The organism is Aeromonas encheleia (assembly GCF_900637545.1).
Lineage (GTDB): Bacteria > Pseudomonadota > Gammaproteobacteria > Enterobacterales > Aeromonadaceae > Aeromonas > Aeromonas encheleia.
In genome coordinates, this window is record NZ_LR134376.1 from 3,997,865 (window position 1) to 4,012,827 (window position 14,963).

A 14,963-nucleotide genomic window follows, 5' to 3' on the forward strand; every position below is an offset into this window, starting at 1 on the left:
CACCTCAGCCCGACATCCCCCAGACACAACCTCCACTCCTTATGACAGTCGCCATAGCCAGTGATGATCCAGGATCAGCAGGCCGAACAGCAGCATCAGGTGGTAGATGGAGAAGCGGAAGGTACGCATCGCCTGACCGGGCCGATCCGAAAACTTCAATAGCCATGCATGCCAGCAGAACAGCAGGTTCAGCGTCAGACTGCCGATCAGGTAGAGCAGACCCGACATACCGATCAGGTAGGGCAGCAGGCAGATCAGGCTCAGGATCAGCAGGTAGAACAGGATCGCCGTCTTGGTGAACTCTATGCCGTGGGTGACCGGCAACATGGGAATGTTGGCACCGGCATACTCATCGCGCCTGTGGATCGCCAGCGACCAGAAGTGGGGCGGCGTCCAGGCGAAGACGATCATCACCAGCAGCCAGGGCTCGGCCGAGAGCTGCCCTGTGATGCTGGTCCAGCCCAGCAGAGGCGGCATGGCCCCCGCCAGCCCGCCGATGACGATATTCTGCGGCGTGGCCCGCTTCAGCAACAGGGTGTAAACCACCGCGTAACCAAACAGGCTGGCCAGGGTCAGCCAGGCGGTCAGCGGGTTCACTCCCCAATAGAGCAGGACAAAGCCCAGCAGGGCCAGCCAGAGTGCAAAGGTCATCGCCTGCCGCGACCCGATCCGCCCTCTGGCGACCGGGCGCCAGCGCGTCCTGCGCATCTGGGCGTCGATGCCGCGATCCAGGGTATGGTTCATGGCCGCCGCCGCTGCCGCCAACAACCCGATTCCCACCAGGCCCAGCATCATGCGATCCAGCGAGGCGACCGTCGGCTCGGCCAGCAGCATGCCGACCCAGGCCGTCAGCAGCAGCAAGGCCACCACCCTGGGCTTGGTCAGCTGGTAATAGTCCCGCAGCAGTCGGGGATCGCCCCTCTGGCTCAATGACTTGTCGTTCATGTCTGACTCCTGATCGCCTCGGGCGAGCACAACGGTGAGAAGGGGGCTCGGGAAAGAGCCCGGCGCGCCAACACGCAGCACACCAGCAGATGGGCCGCCACCAGGTTATGGGCGAGGGCGTTGGCTAGCGGCAGGGCCAGGTGGATGTTGGCGACCCCCAACGCCAGCTGCACCAGCAGCAGGGCCAGCAAGAGCCCCCCCAGGGGACGCAGGGGCGCTCCCTGGCGTATCAGCCCCAGCGCGAAGGTGCCGACCAGCAGGGCCGTCACCAGGGCACCGAGACGATGGGCGATGTGAATGGTCTGGCGTGCCTCCTTGCCCAGCACACCAAACTCGTAGCTGGCATGACCCAGCGGCAGGTGGAAGGCGGCCTGCCAATCCAGCTGCTGCTGCCAGCCCGCCTGGCAGACCGGCAGATCGACACAGGCCATGGCGGCATAGTTGGCCGAGGTCCAGCCCCCCAGTGCTATCTGCACCAGCAGCACGCCGCAGGCCAGACCGCCCAGCCAGGGCAGGCCCTGCCCGCAGAGGACGGGGCGGCTCTCGCTCGTCAACTCCATCCGATAGAGCCACAGCAGGGTCAGCAGCGCGAATCCTCCAAGCAGGTGGGTCATCACCACCAGAGGATGCAAGGCCAGCGTCACAGTCCACATACCCAGTGCCGCCTGCCCGATCACCAGCATGAGCAAGCCGCCGGCAATCTGGCGCAGGCGCGGCCGGCTGCGCCAGCTCAGCACGAACAGGGCAACGATGAGGCAGCCCAGAGCCCCGGCAAAATAGCGGTGCACCATCTCGCTGCGCGCCTTGTGGGGTTCCAGCGGACTGTCCGGGTAGAGCATGGCGGCCTGCTCGGTATGGGCCGACCGCGGGATGGCCAGGGAACCGTAGCAACCGGGCCAGTCCGGGCAGGCTAGTCCGGCATCGGTGAGCCGGGTATAGGCGCCGAGCAGTATGACCAGCATCGCCAGGAGAATGGCGGCCGACACCAGCATCTTCTGCACTCTCATTGCACACCTCGCTGATATTTGAGCAACTGCTGCAGATCCGACAGCACGCCCTTGCCAAACAGCGGCCACTCGGTCGTGCTGGCCGGCACCTCATAGCGCAGTATGGCCAACCCCTGCGGGTCGACCAGCATCAGATCCCCCGCTTGCATCTCGGCGCGGGCCTCGGGTCTGGGCTCGGCGGTCAGTTGCACCAGCGCCAGCTTGTCCAGGTTGCGGCCAAGGGCGCTCCGGATCCGCTGCATCAAGACCGGCACCTGCCGGCATTCGGCCTCACAGCGCACGGCCTCCAGGTACACCAGTCGCCATTTGACCTGACTCGAGGGAAGCGGTTGCAACAGATAGATGTCCCGGCTCAGCCACTGCCCCTTGCTGCGGGTACCGGGCTCATACCAGCCCTGGCGCAGGATCAGCGCCGCCAACAACACCGGCAGCAGGATCACCAGCGCAAAGAGGGCAGGCACCTTCCATCTTGACCATCTGTTCATGGGGACAACCTCCTTGTCAGCACCAGCCCGCCCACCAGCATCACCAGCGCCAGTCCGAGCCACTGCAGCGCATACGCCCTGTGCTTCTCCGGCGGCATGACATTCTGTTGGTAGTGATAGAGGAACGGGGAACTCTTCTGATAGAACACGGCATCGACGAGCTGCGAGCCCAGGATCTGGCTCAGGGCATCCACCCTGATGGACTGCAGCCGGTTCGGATAAGGGCCAGCCTCGATATTCTGACCCAGCAAGATGCCACCGGGCCGGATACGCAGCAGGCCATCGAGTTCGAGGGTGGGGGGAATCGCCGGCTGTGGCAGCCGTTGCCGCTCGGCAGGGGCCGGCAGCCAGCCCAGATTGACCAATAGCAGGGGAGAGTGGGCATCGGCACGCACCGGGATGATCACGTCATAGCCGACTTGCTGCTCAACCAGCTGGTTATCCAGCAGCCACACATAGGGAGCGACCCACGCCACCCGCCCCCGCAGTGGCATCCCATCGAGGCGATCAGGATGACGCCAGTCGAGTTCCGCCAGCGTCAGGGGAACGGCTAACTGCATTGTGGCCACGTGCCCTAGCCAGGCCTCCTTCTCGGCCGCCCGCTGCCATTGCCAGAGGGCCAGCTTGCACAAACAGGCCGACACAACCAGAGTGAATATCAGAACAAACCAGCGCCTGTGATGGAACGGTCGCTGCTTATGCCATGTCGCCATGTCGCGCATCTTGTGGAGGGCCCTAACATGTTGATCAAGATAGTGCTGGTGCTCATGTTGCTGCTCATCATAGGGCAGCTGTTTCACGCCCTCTGGCTGATGCTGAGCACCGGCCAGGCCGGGCAGAAAATGTCGGCCCCACTGGGTCGCCGCGTGCTGTTCTCCCTGCTGGTGGTCGTCATCCTGCTGCTCTCGCTGGCGATAGGCTGGCTGGAGCCCAATCCTCGCCCCTATTAAGCCTCATAGCAGGTAGACAAATACGAAGAGGCAGAGCCAGACCACGTCAACGAAGTGCCAGTACCAGGCGGCGGCCTGGAAGGCGAAGTGACGCTCGGCGGTGAAGTGATCCTTCAGCACTATCCGCAGCCAGATGATCAGGAGGAACACAGTCCCCAGGGTGACATGCAGGCCGTGGAACCCGGTCAGTATGAAGAAGGTATTGCCGTAGATGCCGGAGTCAAACTTCAGGCCCAGCTCCCGGTATGCATGAATGTATTCATAACCTTGCAGCCACAGGAAGCTCAGCCCGAGCAATACGGTGCCGAGCAACATCCACTTGAGTCGACTGCGTTTGCCATTCTCCAATCCCATATGTGCGAACAGCAGGGTGACGGAGGAGCTGAGCAGGATCAGGGTGTTGACGAGGGGGATCCCATGCCAGGGCATGGCCTGGGTCGTGGTGCCTCCCGGGGTCTTGAGCATGGGCCAGTGCGCCGAGAAATCCGGCCACAGCAGCTGGGCCGTCATCGCCTTGTTGCCTGCCCCATCCAGCCAGGGCATGGCGAGCTGGCGGGCATAAAACAGCACCCCGAAAAATGCCAGGAAGAACATCACCTCGGAGAAGATGAACCAGACCATGCCCTGTCGGAAGGAGCGATCCATCTGGGCGCTGTACAACCCTGTCATGGACTCGTGGATGATGTGGCAAAACCAGCCAAACAGCATGTATACCAGCAGGGCGACCCCCGCCGTCATCAGATAGGGGCCTATGCCGGATTGCTTGCTCGCGATTTCATTGACCAGATGACCCGCCCCGAAGGCCAGGAGGAATAGCGCCATGGCACCCATGATCGGCCAGCGACTCTGCTCCGGAACATAATAATGCTGGTTCACCTTGGCCATGATTATTTCCTCTGTGCGAGCGCCGGGGCCGGCTTGGACTGAGTGATGTCATAGAGCGAATAGGAGAGCGTGATGGTGTTGATATCTTCGGGCAGGGCCGGATCTATATAGAACTTGAGCGGCATCGACTTGCTCTCCCCCGCCTGCAACTCCTGACGGTTAAAGCAGAAACATTCCACCTTCTTCAGATAGGCCGCGGCTGGACCGGGGGAGACCGAGGGCACCGCCTGACCGATCATGGTACGGTCGGTCGGATTGAACACCCGATAGTTGACCTGCATCATCTCGCCCGGTCGCACCGATAGCCGCTTCGTCTCCTCGCTGAATTGCCAGGGCATCTGGGTGTCTGCATGGGCCAGAAACTCGACCTGGACGGTGCGTTTGGAGTCGATCACCGCACGCTCGGCCGAGGCTGGCTGGGTGGCTGTCTTGCCATTGAGGCCGGTGATCCGGCAAAAAACGTCATAGAGTGGCACCAAGGCAAAGGCAAAACCGAACATAACGACGATCACCAGAGCCAGTTTCCTGAGCAGGGGGCCGTGATTCACTTGTGTCATATGGCCTCCCTACTGCACTTCTGGTGGGGTCTTGAAACTGTGGTAAGGCGGGGGAGAGGGCAAGGTCCACTCCAGCCCTTCCGCCCCCTCCCACACCTGGGCTGTGGCCGGCTTGCCCCCCCTGATGCATCTGATCACCCCCCAGACGAAGAGCAGCTGCGACAGCCCGAAGGCAAAACCACCTATGCTGATAAACATATTGAAATCAGCGAATTGCAACGCATAGTCGGGGATCCGGCGGGGCATGCCCGCCAGCCCGACGAAGTGCATGGGGAAGAACAGCATGTTGACCGAGATCAGCGAGCACCAGAAATGCCACTGCCCCAGTCGCTCGTCATACATGTGCCCCGTCCACTTCGGCAACCAGTAATAAGCCGCGGCCAGGATAGAAAAGACGGCGCCGGTGACCAGCACATAATGGAAATGGGCCACGACAAAATAGGTGTCGTGATATTGGAAATCGGCCGGGATCATGGCCAGCATCAACCCCGAGAAGCCCCCTATGGTGAACAGGGTAATGAAGGCGATGGCAAATAGCATGGGAGTCTCGAACGTCAGGGAACCCCGCCACATGGTGGCAACCCAGTTAAATACCTTCACCCCGGTCGGCACCGCGATCAGCATGGTGGCGTACATGAAGAACAGTTCGGCGACCACCGGCAGCCCAGTCGTGAACATGTGGTGAGCCCAGACCATGAAGGACAGCAACGCTATGCTGCTGGTGGCATAGACCATGGAGCGATAGCCGAACAGTTTCTTGCGGGAGAAGGTGGGAATGATGCTGGAGACTATGCCAAAGGCCGGCAGTATCATGATGTACACCTCCGGATGGCCAAAGAACCAGAATATGTGCTGGAACATCACCGGATCCCCTCCTCCGGCCGCATCGAAGAAGCTGGTACCAAAATACTTGTCCGTCAGCACCATGGTCACCGCCGCCGCCAGTACCGGCATGACCGCAATGAGCAGGAAGGCCGTGATCAGCCAGGTCCAGACAAACAGCGGCATCTTCATCCAGCCCATGCCCGGCGCCCGCAGATTGAAGATGGTGACGATGACGTTGATGGCCCCCATGATGGATGAGATCCCCATGATATGGATGGCGAAGACGAACAGCGCCGTGCTGTTGCCGCTGTATTTGGTCGATAGGGGGGCGTAGAAGGTCCAGCCCGAGCTGGGACCGCCGCCCTCCATGAACAGGCTCGACAGCAGGATCAAAAAGGCAAACGGCAGGATCCAGAAACTCCAGTTGTTCATCCGGGGCAGCGCCATGTCCGGCGCCCCGATCATCATGGGGATCAACCAGTTGGCCAGGCCGGTGAAGGCCGGCATCACGGCACCAAAGACCATGATGAGGCCATGTACCGTGGTCATCTGATTGAAGAACAGCGGCTCGACCAGTTGCAGCCCAGGCTGGAACAGCTCGGCCCGAATGACCATGGCCATGGTGCCGCCGGTGAAGAACATGGCCAGGGCGAAGAGCAGGTAGAGGGTGCCGATATCTTTGTGGTTCGTGGTATAGAGCCAGCGCCTCAGCCCCGATGCCGGCCGGTGGGAGTGGTCTGCGTGCAGGGTATCCGTGATTCCATCACTCATGCCGGCTCCTCACTTGTCATTTTTCAGAAGGGACTGCACATCGGCAGCCTGGATGAGGTCACCGGTATTGTTGCCCCAGGCATTGCGTTCATAGGTCACCACGGCGGCAAGCTCCTGGGCGGTGAGCTGCTTGCCGAAGGGCTGCATCGCAGTCCCGCTCTTGCCATGCAGGACCAGGTTCAGGTGCTGGGCCCGGTTCTCGGCCAGGGTGGTGATCTTGCTGCCCTTCAGCGCGGGGAAGATGCCAGGCAAGCCGGTACCCGCGGGCTGATGGCAGGCGGCGCAGTGACCCAGGAATACCTTCTCCCCCAGCTCCATGGCCTGTGGCAGGGTCATGGTTTGGCTGGCCAGGTCTTGCTGCTGGGCCTTGGCGGCGGCCTGATCATCTGCAGTCTTGGCAATCCAGCCATCAAACTCTTCGGCCGGTTTTGCCACCACCACTATGGGCATGAAGCCATGATCCTTGCCGCATAGCTCGGCACACTGCCCGCGATAGGTGCCGGGTCTGTCTATCCTGGTCCAGGACTCATTGATGTAGCCCGGGTTGGCATCCTTCTTCACCGCGAAGGCGGGCACCCACCAGGAATGAATGACATCATCCGAGGTCATCAGGAATCTGATTTTCTTGCCGACGGGCAATACCAGAGGGCGATCGACCTCCAGCAAATAGGTGTCGCTCTTGGGCTGCTCACCCGAGATCTGTTTCTTGCTGGTTGCCAACAGGGAATAAAACTCCACCGGGTGCTCGAGATATTTGTAATGCCACTTCCATTGGGATCCCGTGATGAGCACGGTCAAGTCGGCCTTGGAGGTATCTTCCATCTTCAACAGGGTCGAGGTGGCCGGGGCGGCCATCGCCACCAATATCAGCACGGGAATGGCGGTCCATAGCAATTCGATGCGGGTGCTCTCATGGAATTGGGCAGCCTTGGCGCCACGGGATTTCCGATGATGGATGATGGACCAGAGCATGGCCCCGAACACGAGCAGCCCGATCAGACAGCAGATATAGAAGATGGTCATGTGCAGGTCATAGACCCGCTGACTGATAGCGGTGGCCCCGCGCGTCATGTTGAATGTTATTTCGCTGGCGGAAACACTGCCGCCAGCGAGACATATCAGCCATGCGCCATGGTTAATTGCATTTTTTCCCACATGGCACTCCCTGTGCACGCTAGAAAAGATGGTGAGCATTAACCGCTGACATAACTAACCATCTGAAAATAATGCATTTATTAAAATCACTTTCACAATCAAGTATTAGTCCATATTCCGAAAAAGCCAAAATGAGGCCGATCAGGATGGACTCATCAGAGCGATTTTCATCGAATCTGATGGTGAGCCGCGCTCCTGAAGAGTGGCAGATAAACCAGGGGCGCATGGCGCCCCTGGTTTATCTATGCTGACTCACCATGACACCCGGGCCGTCCCCTCCTGCCTCAGCCCCTGTCCTCGCCCCCGTCCAGCAACCGGGCCACCAGGGTCCTCAGGGACTTGATCAGGGCAGGCTTGCCCGCCAGTTTCAGCGCCCTGGCCAGCTCAGACCAGGGGGCATATTGCCAGATGCTGGCGATCAGCAGCCGGCGTTCGTCGGGCACCAGCTCATCCAGTGCGGTCACCCGGGCAGCCAGCCAGCGTTGCAGGCTGGACTGGCACAGCTCGAACGGCTTGTGATGATGGGCAAAGCACATCAGCTCCTGGCGCTCAAACTCATCCGGCTCGGCCACATCGGTGACCATATCCCCACTCAGGCACTGCCAGATCAGCTCGGTATCCAGCCCCCTGAGCTCTCCCGCCAGCAGGGTCGGCAGCTGGCGCACGAAGCGCCGTCGCCATTCTGCCAGCTCCGGTTCCAGCGCCGTTTTCAGCGGCTTGAGCAGCAGGGCCGCATGGCTGCCGCTGGCCGCATCCCGTTGCAGGCCGATGCGTAGCACCCTCAGGCCCGCCTTGCGCCAGAAGGGGAGCAAGTCGGCACTGGCGGAAAAGGCGGAGCCCAGATAGTCGAGCCCCAGTGCGCGGTAGTGGGCCTCCAGCTTGTCCAGCAGCAAGGAGCCCAGCCCGTGGCGATGCAACAGCGGGTGGATGGCGATGCGCATCACCCTGGCGTAGCTGCGCTCACCCGCCGTGGTGAACCCCGCATGGGCGAGCAGGGACTGAGGCAACAGGTGCCCCCTTGGGCGTCGCCGCCCGGCCCAGATATCGCGGGCCAGCGCCGGCGCTATGTTGCCTTCCCGTGCCACCAGCGCGACCCCGAGCAGGCTCTGCTCTTGCTCCAGCAGGTGGATGTCGAGATCCGGGCTCTCCAGCAGGGATCTGAGATCGCTCGGGCTGGTCTGGTAGTGGGCCAGCACCAGCAGGCCGAACACCTGATCGAGCAGCGCCTCATCCTCCGCCAGCTTGTCCTGCCCGATCTGCCGCCAGCCTGGCGCCGTCGGGGGCGGTGGTGGTAGGACTTCGGCGTTGAGGCCGAGCAGGCGGAACACCAGTGGCTCCAGCGGATCGTGCTGGCTCCAGCGAATGGGTTCGGCCAGGCGCAGCTCCTGCCAATCCGGGGTCTGCCGGTCCAGCACCCGCTTGAAGCGCAGATGAAAGCCGCGCCCGGTACCCTCATAGCCGTGCTCCGTGGTTGCGAAGACGATGCGGTTGTGGCGCGCCAGCATGGCCTCCAGCAGCGGGGTCGGGATGGCGGCAGCCTCGTCCACCAGCAGCAACGCCGGCTGAAGATTGCCCTGTACCAGCCGGTCCGGTGACACATAGCTCAGCCCGGCCAGCCGCTCAGGCGTGCTCGCCAGCGCCTCGGCGGCATGGGCAAACAGGGTCGCGACCGTGGCCTGGGACGGGGCCGTCACCACTATCTGCAGGGCGGGATCCTGACGCAGCAAATCGGCGGCGGCGAGGCCGAGCAGGGCGCTCTTGCCGCGGCCACGATCGGCGCTGAGCACCAGCGGGCGGCCGCGATGACCATGCAACACCTTGTGGATCGCGGGCAGGGCATGAGCCTGATCGGCACTGAGTGGCCGGCCGGGTCCCAGAGGTTGCCAGGGTTCCACCCCGGTCGGCGGACTCAGGGAGAGTGCAGGATCCCCCGCCAGCAACCGCACCAGCCGGGCGATAAAGCCGTGCCCCGCCCGGCCCGCATCCTCCGGCTGGGCCACCAGCCGCAGCCGGTCCGGATCAGGATAAGTGGGCCACTGTGCCCGGGGCGGTGTCAGCAGCAACAGCAGACCACCGGCGCGCAGCGTGCCGGCCAAGGCGCCGAAGGCATCGGGATGAAAGCCGCTGAATGCGTTTAGCACGAGCGTGTCGCACTCCTGACCCAGCCGCTGCAACGCCTTGGCGGCCGGCAAGGGGGCGTACCGCTCAGGCCCCTCCCCCAGCCAGAAGACAGCCTCCCCGAGCAGGGGCTCGGCCCGGGCGATGCAATCCGCCTCCACTCCTTCCAGCCAGATCAGACGCCGCTCGCCACCATGGGCAAGCGCCCGGCGCAGGGTGCTCGACTCGGCGGGGATCATGAGACGCCGTGGTCGCCGGATTTGACGCGGGGCTCGAACATGCGCTCCCCCATCTGATCGATGAAGGTATGCGCCTTCTGCACCATGAAACGCTCGGCATCGGCCGGGCTCGCGAACAGATCGGAGCGGATGAAGCGGTGGGTCAGCAGGGCGCCATCCACCTCCCTGGTGATGCGGCCCGCCAGCCGGTATTGCCCCCCTTCCGCCATGGGCTCGGGGTAGATGAGATAACCGGCATATTCGGTCGGGGTCACCTCGACAACCGGTGTCGGCTGGCCTTTGAACAGGGTGCGGAACAGTTTCTTGAGCATGATAGTTTCCTCTCTGATGGGAGCATTGTCCCCAAGGGGTGAATGACTGGCAAGCGGGTGAGCTTATTCCTAATTGTTATTTGCATTGCGAACAGTTCTCATTTAGATTTCATCTCAATCCAGCATGAGGTCAGAATTATGTACGTGTGTTTGTGCCGCGGCATCACAGATACCCAGATCCGCAAGGCGGTACAGGCAGGCAAGACCGAGTTCCGACAACTGAAACAGTCGCTGGAAGTGGGTGCCCAGTGCGGCAAGTGTGTACGCATGACCATGGAGATCATCGCCGCCGAACTCGACAAGGTGGAATCGGATCAGGAACCGCTCTATTACGAAGTGGCCTGATACCGCGATTTGATTTTCTACGCAGATCCCTCACGGGATCCCCGCACCCTCAGGCGAGCCAATTCGTCAGCCCCCTTATTGTCATCTTTCTGGACTAAGCTCTAGTGATCGACGCCGCAGGCACGAACATAAGGAGTAATGTCGATGAAAGGAGATCCCAAGATCATTGCCCACCTGAACAGGGTGCTGGCCAATGAGCTGGTTGCCATCAACCAATACTTCCTGCATGCCCGTATCTACGATGACTGGGGCCTCAAGGGGCTCGGGCACAAGGAATACCATGAATCCATCGACGAGATGAAACACGCCGACGAGCTGGTCAAGCGGGTGCTGTTTCTCGAGGGGCTGCCCAACTTGCAGGATCTGGGCAAGCTGCGCATCGGCGAAACAGTGGAAGAGATGCTGCGCTGCGATCTTTCCCTGGAGATGGATGCCATCCCCGACCTGAAGGTGGCCATCACCTACGCCGAGTCCGTGCATGACTACGTCAGTCGCGACCTGTTTCAGGATATCCTGGAAGACGAGGAGGAACATGTCGACTGGCTGGAGACCCAGCTCGATCTCATCGATCGCATCGGCCTGGAAAACTATCAGCAATCACAGCTCCACTCGGGCACATCCTGAATAGTTATCGCATGAATAAACGACTCCAAAACCCGCTGAGGCGGGTTTTTTATGATCCCCATGCATAGCTTTTCATCACGCTTATACATATGAAAAACAAGGTTATTTTTGTTAAGCAAGTCGCAAAAAACCGATCCTTGCAGGTGCACTATTGGAACCCATTCTGGAGTTCACAATAACAATGCTTTAAAGGACTAAAACATGCACTTCTTGCCCAACAAGGTGACGCTGGCCTGCGCCATCGCCCTCACGCTGACCGCCTGCAACGACAACAGCTCCAATGCCCCGGCGGATCCCGCCGCCACCAAGGCCGCACTGATGCAAACCATGGACGATGCTCTGCGCGAGAGCCAGGCGCTGGATCCCTATGGCTTTGCCATCGATGAACAGACCCTCGCCAAACGCAAGGCGCTCGACGGGTCGCTGCTCAAGCGACTGGACGCCATGGACCCGAACGTACTGAGCGAGCGGGATCGGTTGTTCTACGACATGATCCGCTGGGATCTGCAGATCAACCTGGCCGGCTACGAGCTGCCCCAATCCCAGATCCCCATCCATCACTTCCGCAACCGGGTGGTGGATCTGGCCGATGAGGTCGGCGCGGCCCCCGCCAACGGCAGGGCCGCCCGCACCGTCGGCAGCGGCTTCGACTATTTCGAGCAGAGCTCGGCAGATCGAGTGGCGCCGGGCGATGCCGCCTGGCGGCGGGATCTCGACCGCACGGCCAAGGCGCCTGCGCTGGCTACTCAGGCGCGGGCTGCGACGGCCCCCCTGGCTTGGTATCAGGAGCATCTGACCTGGCTCAAGGCCTATGACGCCTATCTGGCCGAGGTGAAGCACCAATTCGAGCTGGGCAGCGCCCAGGGCAACACCCTGCCGGATGAGCTGGTGGACAGGCTGCTGGCCCAGCTGAACAGCAAGCTGGATGGCGAGGCGATCGCCGGCGCCTATCTCGGCTGGCAACAACTGCCGGGGGAGGCCGACGAGGCGCTGCGCACCGACTACAAGGGGGTGCTGGACAGCATCAACGGCCGCTATCTGGCGCTGCGGGACTATCTGGATTATCGGCATGGCGGTGCCTATGCGGTACGCCTGGGCAGCGGTGAGTGCGACGACGGCTTCTGCGGCATGACCAATGGCCGCGACTGGTATCGCTGGCTGCTGAAGAAGCACAGCACCACCAACATGACGCCGGAGGAGGTGCATGAGCTGGGGCTGAGCGAGGTGGATCGGATCTTCGGCGCCATGGTCAAGGTGTGCCATACCGTCGGCAAGTGTGACAGCGAGGAGGTGGCCAAGAGCAAGCAGAGTGGCCAGATCTACGCCTTCTTCCGCTACCTCAACGAGCCGGGCTTCTTCTATCAGAACCCGCTGTCGGTCTGGTCTGCCGGCCTCAATCCGGGTAACGCGGCCGGGGCTGTGCTGAGCGAGCCACAGCAGCAGGCGCTGGCCGAGCATGAGCGGGCGCTGCGGGAGTACAACGTCTTCAAGAGCAAGGCGGCGCTGGTGCTGCCGGACTTCTTCGATGCCGAGCGCACCATTCCCAAGCTGGACTACGAGGTGGTGCCCGTCGCCTACGGGGATGCCCCCTACGGCGGGGTCGCCTGGTATCAGGACGGCAACCCCCAGACCGGGCGCAAGGGGCAGTTCTTCCTCAACACCTTCTACCCCTATGGCCTGCAGAGCTGGAACATCAGCACCCTGCTGGCCCACGAGGGCGCGCCGGGCCACCACTTCCAGATCACCATAGCCCAGGAGCTGGCGGCCAAGGATCCCGACTTCCCGCAGTACGTGGCGAACGCCTCCTACACCGCCTATGCGGAAGGCTGGGCGCTCTACACCGAATACCTGGCGGATCACGACATGGGGCTCTATCAGGGCCGTGGCCTCTACGACCCCGCAGTGGGAGATGCCAAGCTGGAGGGCTCGCCTGCGTTCAACAACCAGTTGCAGTACTTCGGCCGCCTCAACGAGGAGATGCTCAGGGCCATGCGGCTGGTGGTGGATACCGGCATTCACTGGTATGGCTGGAGCCACGACAGGGCCGTCGATTACATGCAGGAGAACTCGGCGCTGGGGGCGGGAGACATCAGCTCAGAAGTGCCGCGCTACATGGCCTATACCGGTCAGGCAACCTCCTACAAGGCGGGTCAGCTGGCGCTGATCCGGATGCGCGAATCCGCCGAGCAGGCCATGGGCGGCCGGTTCGACCTCAAGGCGTTCCACCACCAGGTGCTGGAATACGGCATGTTGCCCATCTCGGTGCTGGAGCGGAAGAACCAGCAGTGGATTGAACAGTCGAAGTGATCACAGTTACGGCGCCCGGCAAGGCAGCGGGCGCCGCTTTCGATTAGGATACAGCCCTACATTCCATCACTATGCTACGGATGATATCCATGGACCAGATTACACGTGAGATGGCGCCCCACAAGCGGGTGGCGCTGGTGGCTCACGACAACATGAAAGCCCCATTGCTGAACTGGGTGCTGCGCCGCAAGGAGGAGCTCAAGCTCCACCACCTCTATGCGACCGGCACCACCGGCACCCTGCTCGGCAAGCAGGCGCAGCTGCCCATCACCTGCCTCTTCTCCGGCCCCATGGGCGGCGATCAGCAGCTCGGTGCCCTCATCGCCGAGGGCAAGATCGACGTGATGATCTTCTTCTGGGATCCCCTCAATGCCGCGGCGCACGATCCGGATGTGAAGGCGTTGCTGCGCCTGGCGGCGGTGTGGAACATCCCGGTCGCCACCAACGAGGCGACCGCAGACTTCATCATGGACAGCCCCCACATGCAGCGGGCCTTCAGCGTGCAGATCCCCGACTACGCCGGTTATTTGAAAGCCAGAACCGAGTAACGGCAGATCCGCCAATCTGTGCCGGTTACTTGAAGGCCAGAACCGAGTAACGGCAGATCCGTCAATCTGTGCCGGTTACTTGAAGGCCAGAACCGAATAACGGCAGATCCGCCAATCTACGCCGGTTACTTGAAGGCCAGAACCGAATAACGGCAGATCCAACAATCTGCGCCGGTTACTTGAAAGCCAGAACCGCATAAAAACAGCCAGATAGCAAAGAGCCGGACATTGTCCGGCTCTTTTCATTTGAAGGATGACGGCGACTCAGCGCTGGAGGCTCTTCTGGGCGAACTTGGGCCTGGCGTTCATGATCTGCTCCACCTGCTCGTCGCTCATCTTGCCACGGGAGAGCCCCAACACCTTGTAGGTGAGCAGCGGCCGCGCCGGCAGGGCGATCATCAGGGCGCGGATCTGGTTCTCGTCTTCTTTCTCCCGCACCGGCTTGCCATAGGCATAGGTCAGCACCCCGGCATTCATCAGGTTTTTGACGGCGGGCTCGGTGATCGGCAAGTTTATGACGCTTTTACGCTGCAGCACGAACTCGCGCAGCACCGCCTTCTCGTTGAAATCGAGGAAGCCGATCATCTGGGCCAGCAGCCCCTGCTGACGGCGGGACTGCCACTCGTCACAGGCCCACTCCCAGGCGATCAGGAAACCCTGGCTGCAGAAGTAGGAGATGGCGATCAGCATGCCAACCCCGAGCCAGGCGGCGTGCACCGTGGCCCACTGGCTGACGGCCCCCTTCATCAGGCCGGCCGGAAACAGCAAGATGATGCTGCAGCAGAGCAGCAACCAGACCATGAGCCAGTTGAGGCGGTTCAGTTGATAGAAATGTTGGATCCACCGTTTCATCGTTCATCCTTCCCAGAGCATTGTGGACAGTACTCAGCT

At 61.6% G+C, this 14,963-nt stretch carries 16 protein-coding genes; 5 read left to right on the top strand and 11 right to left on the bottom strand.

Annotation, left to right across the window (positions count from 1 at the left end):
• Nucleotides 1-39 precede the first annotated feature (39 nt).
• Genes cyoE through EL255_RS18520 form a run of 4 tightly spaced genes read right to left on the bottom strand, consistent with a single transcriptional unit; the run spans nucleotide 40 to nucleotide 3,159 of the window.
• Nucleotides 40-945 (bottom strand): heme o synthase, encoded by a 906-nt coding sequence (gene cyoE / locus EL255_RS18505; RefSeq protein ID WP_042653167.1) that lies wholly within the window; start codon nucleotides 943-945, stop codon nucleotides 40-42.
• Nucleotides 942-1,952: a COX15/CtaA family protein gene (locus EL255_RS18510; protein ID WP_042653168.1), complete on the bottom strand. Its 1,011-nt coding sequence runs from the start codon at nucleotides 1,950-1,952 to the stop codon at nucleotides 942-944. The genes cyoE and EL255_RS18510 overlap by 4 nt, the downstream gene beginning before the upstream one ends.
• On the bottom strand, nucleotides 1,949-2,437 hold the full coding sequence (locus EL255_RS18515) for a hypothetical protein (RefSeq protein WP_042653169.1): 489 nt from the start codon (nucleotides 2,435-2,437) through the stop codon (nucleotides 1,949-1,951). Before EL255_RS18515 ends, EL255_RS18510 begins: the two co-directional genes overlap by 4 nt.
• The gene (locus EL255_RS18520; protein ID WP_456297958.1) at nucleotides 2,434-3,159 is read right to left on the bottom strand and encodes an SURF1 family protein; all 726 of its coding nucleotides are present in this window, start codon (nucleotides 3,157-3,159) and stop codon (nucleotides 2,434-2,436) included. Before EL255_RS18520 ends, EL255_RS18515 begins: the two co-directional genes overlap by 4 nt.
• An 18-nt stretch (nucleotides 3,160-3,177) precedes the next feature.
• Here EL255_RS18520 and EL255_RS18525 point away from each other — a divergent pair, with 18 nt between their 5' ends.
• Nucleotides 3,178-3,387, top strand: coding sequence for a DUF2909 family protein (locus EL255_RS18525; protein WP_042653171.1), 210 nt, complete (start codon nucleotides 3,178-3,180; stop codon nucleotides 3,385-3,387).
• Nucleotides 3,388-3,390: 3 nt separating this feature from the next.
• Here the strand turns inward: EL255_RS18525 and EL255_RS18530 are convergent, their stop codons facing one another.
• From EL255_RS18530 to EL255_RS18555, 6 genes are all read right to left on the bottom strand, one after another.
• Nucleotides 3,391-4,272 carry a cytochrome c oxidase subunit 3 gene (locus tag EL255_RS18530; protein WP_042653172.1) on the bottom strand — a complete coding sequence of 294 codons (882 nt, stop codon included), beginning with the start codon at nucleotides 4,270-4,272 and terminating at the stop codon, nucleotides 3,391-3,393.
• Between the two features lie 2 nt (nucleotides 4,273-4,274).
• The gene (locus EL255_RS18535) at nucleotides 4,275-4,829 is read right to left on the bottom strand and encodes a cytochrome c oxidase assembly protein (protein WP_042653173.1); all 555 of its coding nucleotides are present in this window, start codon (nucleotides 4,827-4,829) and stop codon (nucleotides 4,275-4,277) included.
• A 9-nt stretch (nucleotides 4,830-4,838) separates the two neighbouring features.
• Nucleotides 4,839-6,425 carry a cytochrome c oxidase subunit I gene (gene ctaD / locus EL255_RS18540; RefSeq protein ID WP_033129467.1) on the bottom strand — a complete coding sequence of 529 codons (1,587 nt, stop codon included), beginning with the start codon at nucleotides 6,423-6,425 and terminating at the stop codon, nucleotides 4,839-4,841.
• Nucleotides 6,426-6,434: 9 nt separating this feature from the next.
• Nucleotides 6,435-7,619, bottom strand: coding sequence for a cytochrome c oxidase subunit II (gene coxB / locus EL255_RS18545; RefSeq protein ID WP_232018881.1), 1,185 nt, complete (start codon nucleotides 7,617-7,619; stop codon nucleotides 6,435-6,437).
• 245 nt (nucleotides 7,620-7,864) lie between these two features.
• Nucleotides 7,865-9,937 carry a tRNA(Met) cytidine acetyltransferase TmcA gene (locus EL255_RS18550; RefSeq protein WP_042653174.1) on the bottom strand — a complete coding sequence of 691 codons (2,073 nt, stop codon included), beginning with the start codon at nucleotides 9,935-9,937 and terminating at the stop codon, nucleotides 7,865-7,867.
• The gene (locus EL255_RS18555; protein ID WP_042653175.1) at nucleotides 9,934-10,248 is read right to left on the bottom strand and encodes an HlyU family transcriptional regulator; all 315 of its coding nucleotides are present in this window, start codon (nucleotides 10,246-10,248) and stop codon (nucleotides 9,934-9,936) included. The genes EL255_RS18550 and EL255_RS18555 overlap by 4 nt, the downstream gene beginning before the upstream one ends.
• Before the next feature lie 138 nt (nucleotides 10,249-10,386).
• On the opposite strand from EL255_RS18555, the gene EL255_RS18560 reads away from it, so the two are divergent.
• The 4 genes from EL255_RS18560 to EL255_RS18575 all read left to right on the top strand — a co-directional run bounded on the left by EL255_RS18560 (nucleotide 10,387) and on the right by EL255_RS18575 (nucleotide 14,072).
• Nucleotides 10,387-10,593 (top strand): bacterioferritin-associated ferredoxin, encoded by a 207-nt coding sequence (locus EL255_RS18560; protein WP_042653176.1) that lies wholly within the window; start codon nucleotides 10,387-10,389, stop codon nucleotides 10,591-10,593.
• A 144-nt stretch (nucleotides 10,594-10,737) separates the two neighbouring features.
• Complete coding sequence (gene bfr, locus EL255_RS18565) at nucleotides 10,738-11,217, top strand: bacterioferritin (RefSeq protein WP_042653177.1); 480 nt, start codon at nucleotides 10,738-10,740, stop codon at nucleotides 11,215-11,217.
• A 201-nt stretch (nucleotides 11,218-11,418) separates the two neighbouring features.
• Nucleotides 11,419-13,524 (top strand): DUF885 domain-containing protein, encoded by a 2,106-nt coding sequence (locus tag EL255_RS18570; protein ID WP_042653178.1) that lies wholly within the window; start codon nucleotides 11,419-11,421, stop codon nucleotides 13,522-13,524.
• A gap of 89 nt (nucleotides 13,525-13,613) precedes the next feature.
• Nucleotides 13,614-14,072, top strand: a complete 459-nt coding sequence (locus EL255_RS18575; RefSeq protein WP_042653179.1) for a methylglyoxal synthase — start codon at nucleotides 13,614-13,616, stop codon at nucleotides 14,070-14,072.
• A gap of 264 nt (nucleotides 14,073-14,336) precedes the next feature.
• Here the strand turns inward: EL255_RS18575 and EL255_RS18580 are convergent, their stop codons facing one another.
• On the bottom strand, nucleotides 14,337-14,924 hold the full coding sequence (locus EL255_RS18580; protein ID WP_042653180.1) for a superinfection exclusion B family protein: 588 nt from the start codon (nucleotides 14,922-14,924) through the stop codon (nucleotides 14,337-14,339).
• Nucleotides 14,925-14,963 lie beyond the last annotated feature (39 nt).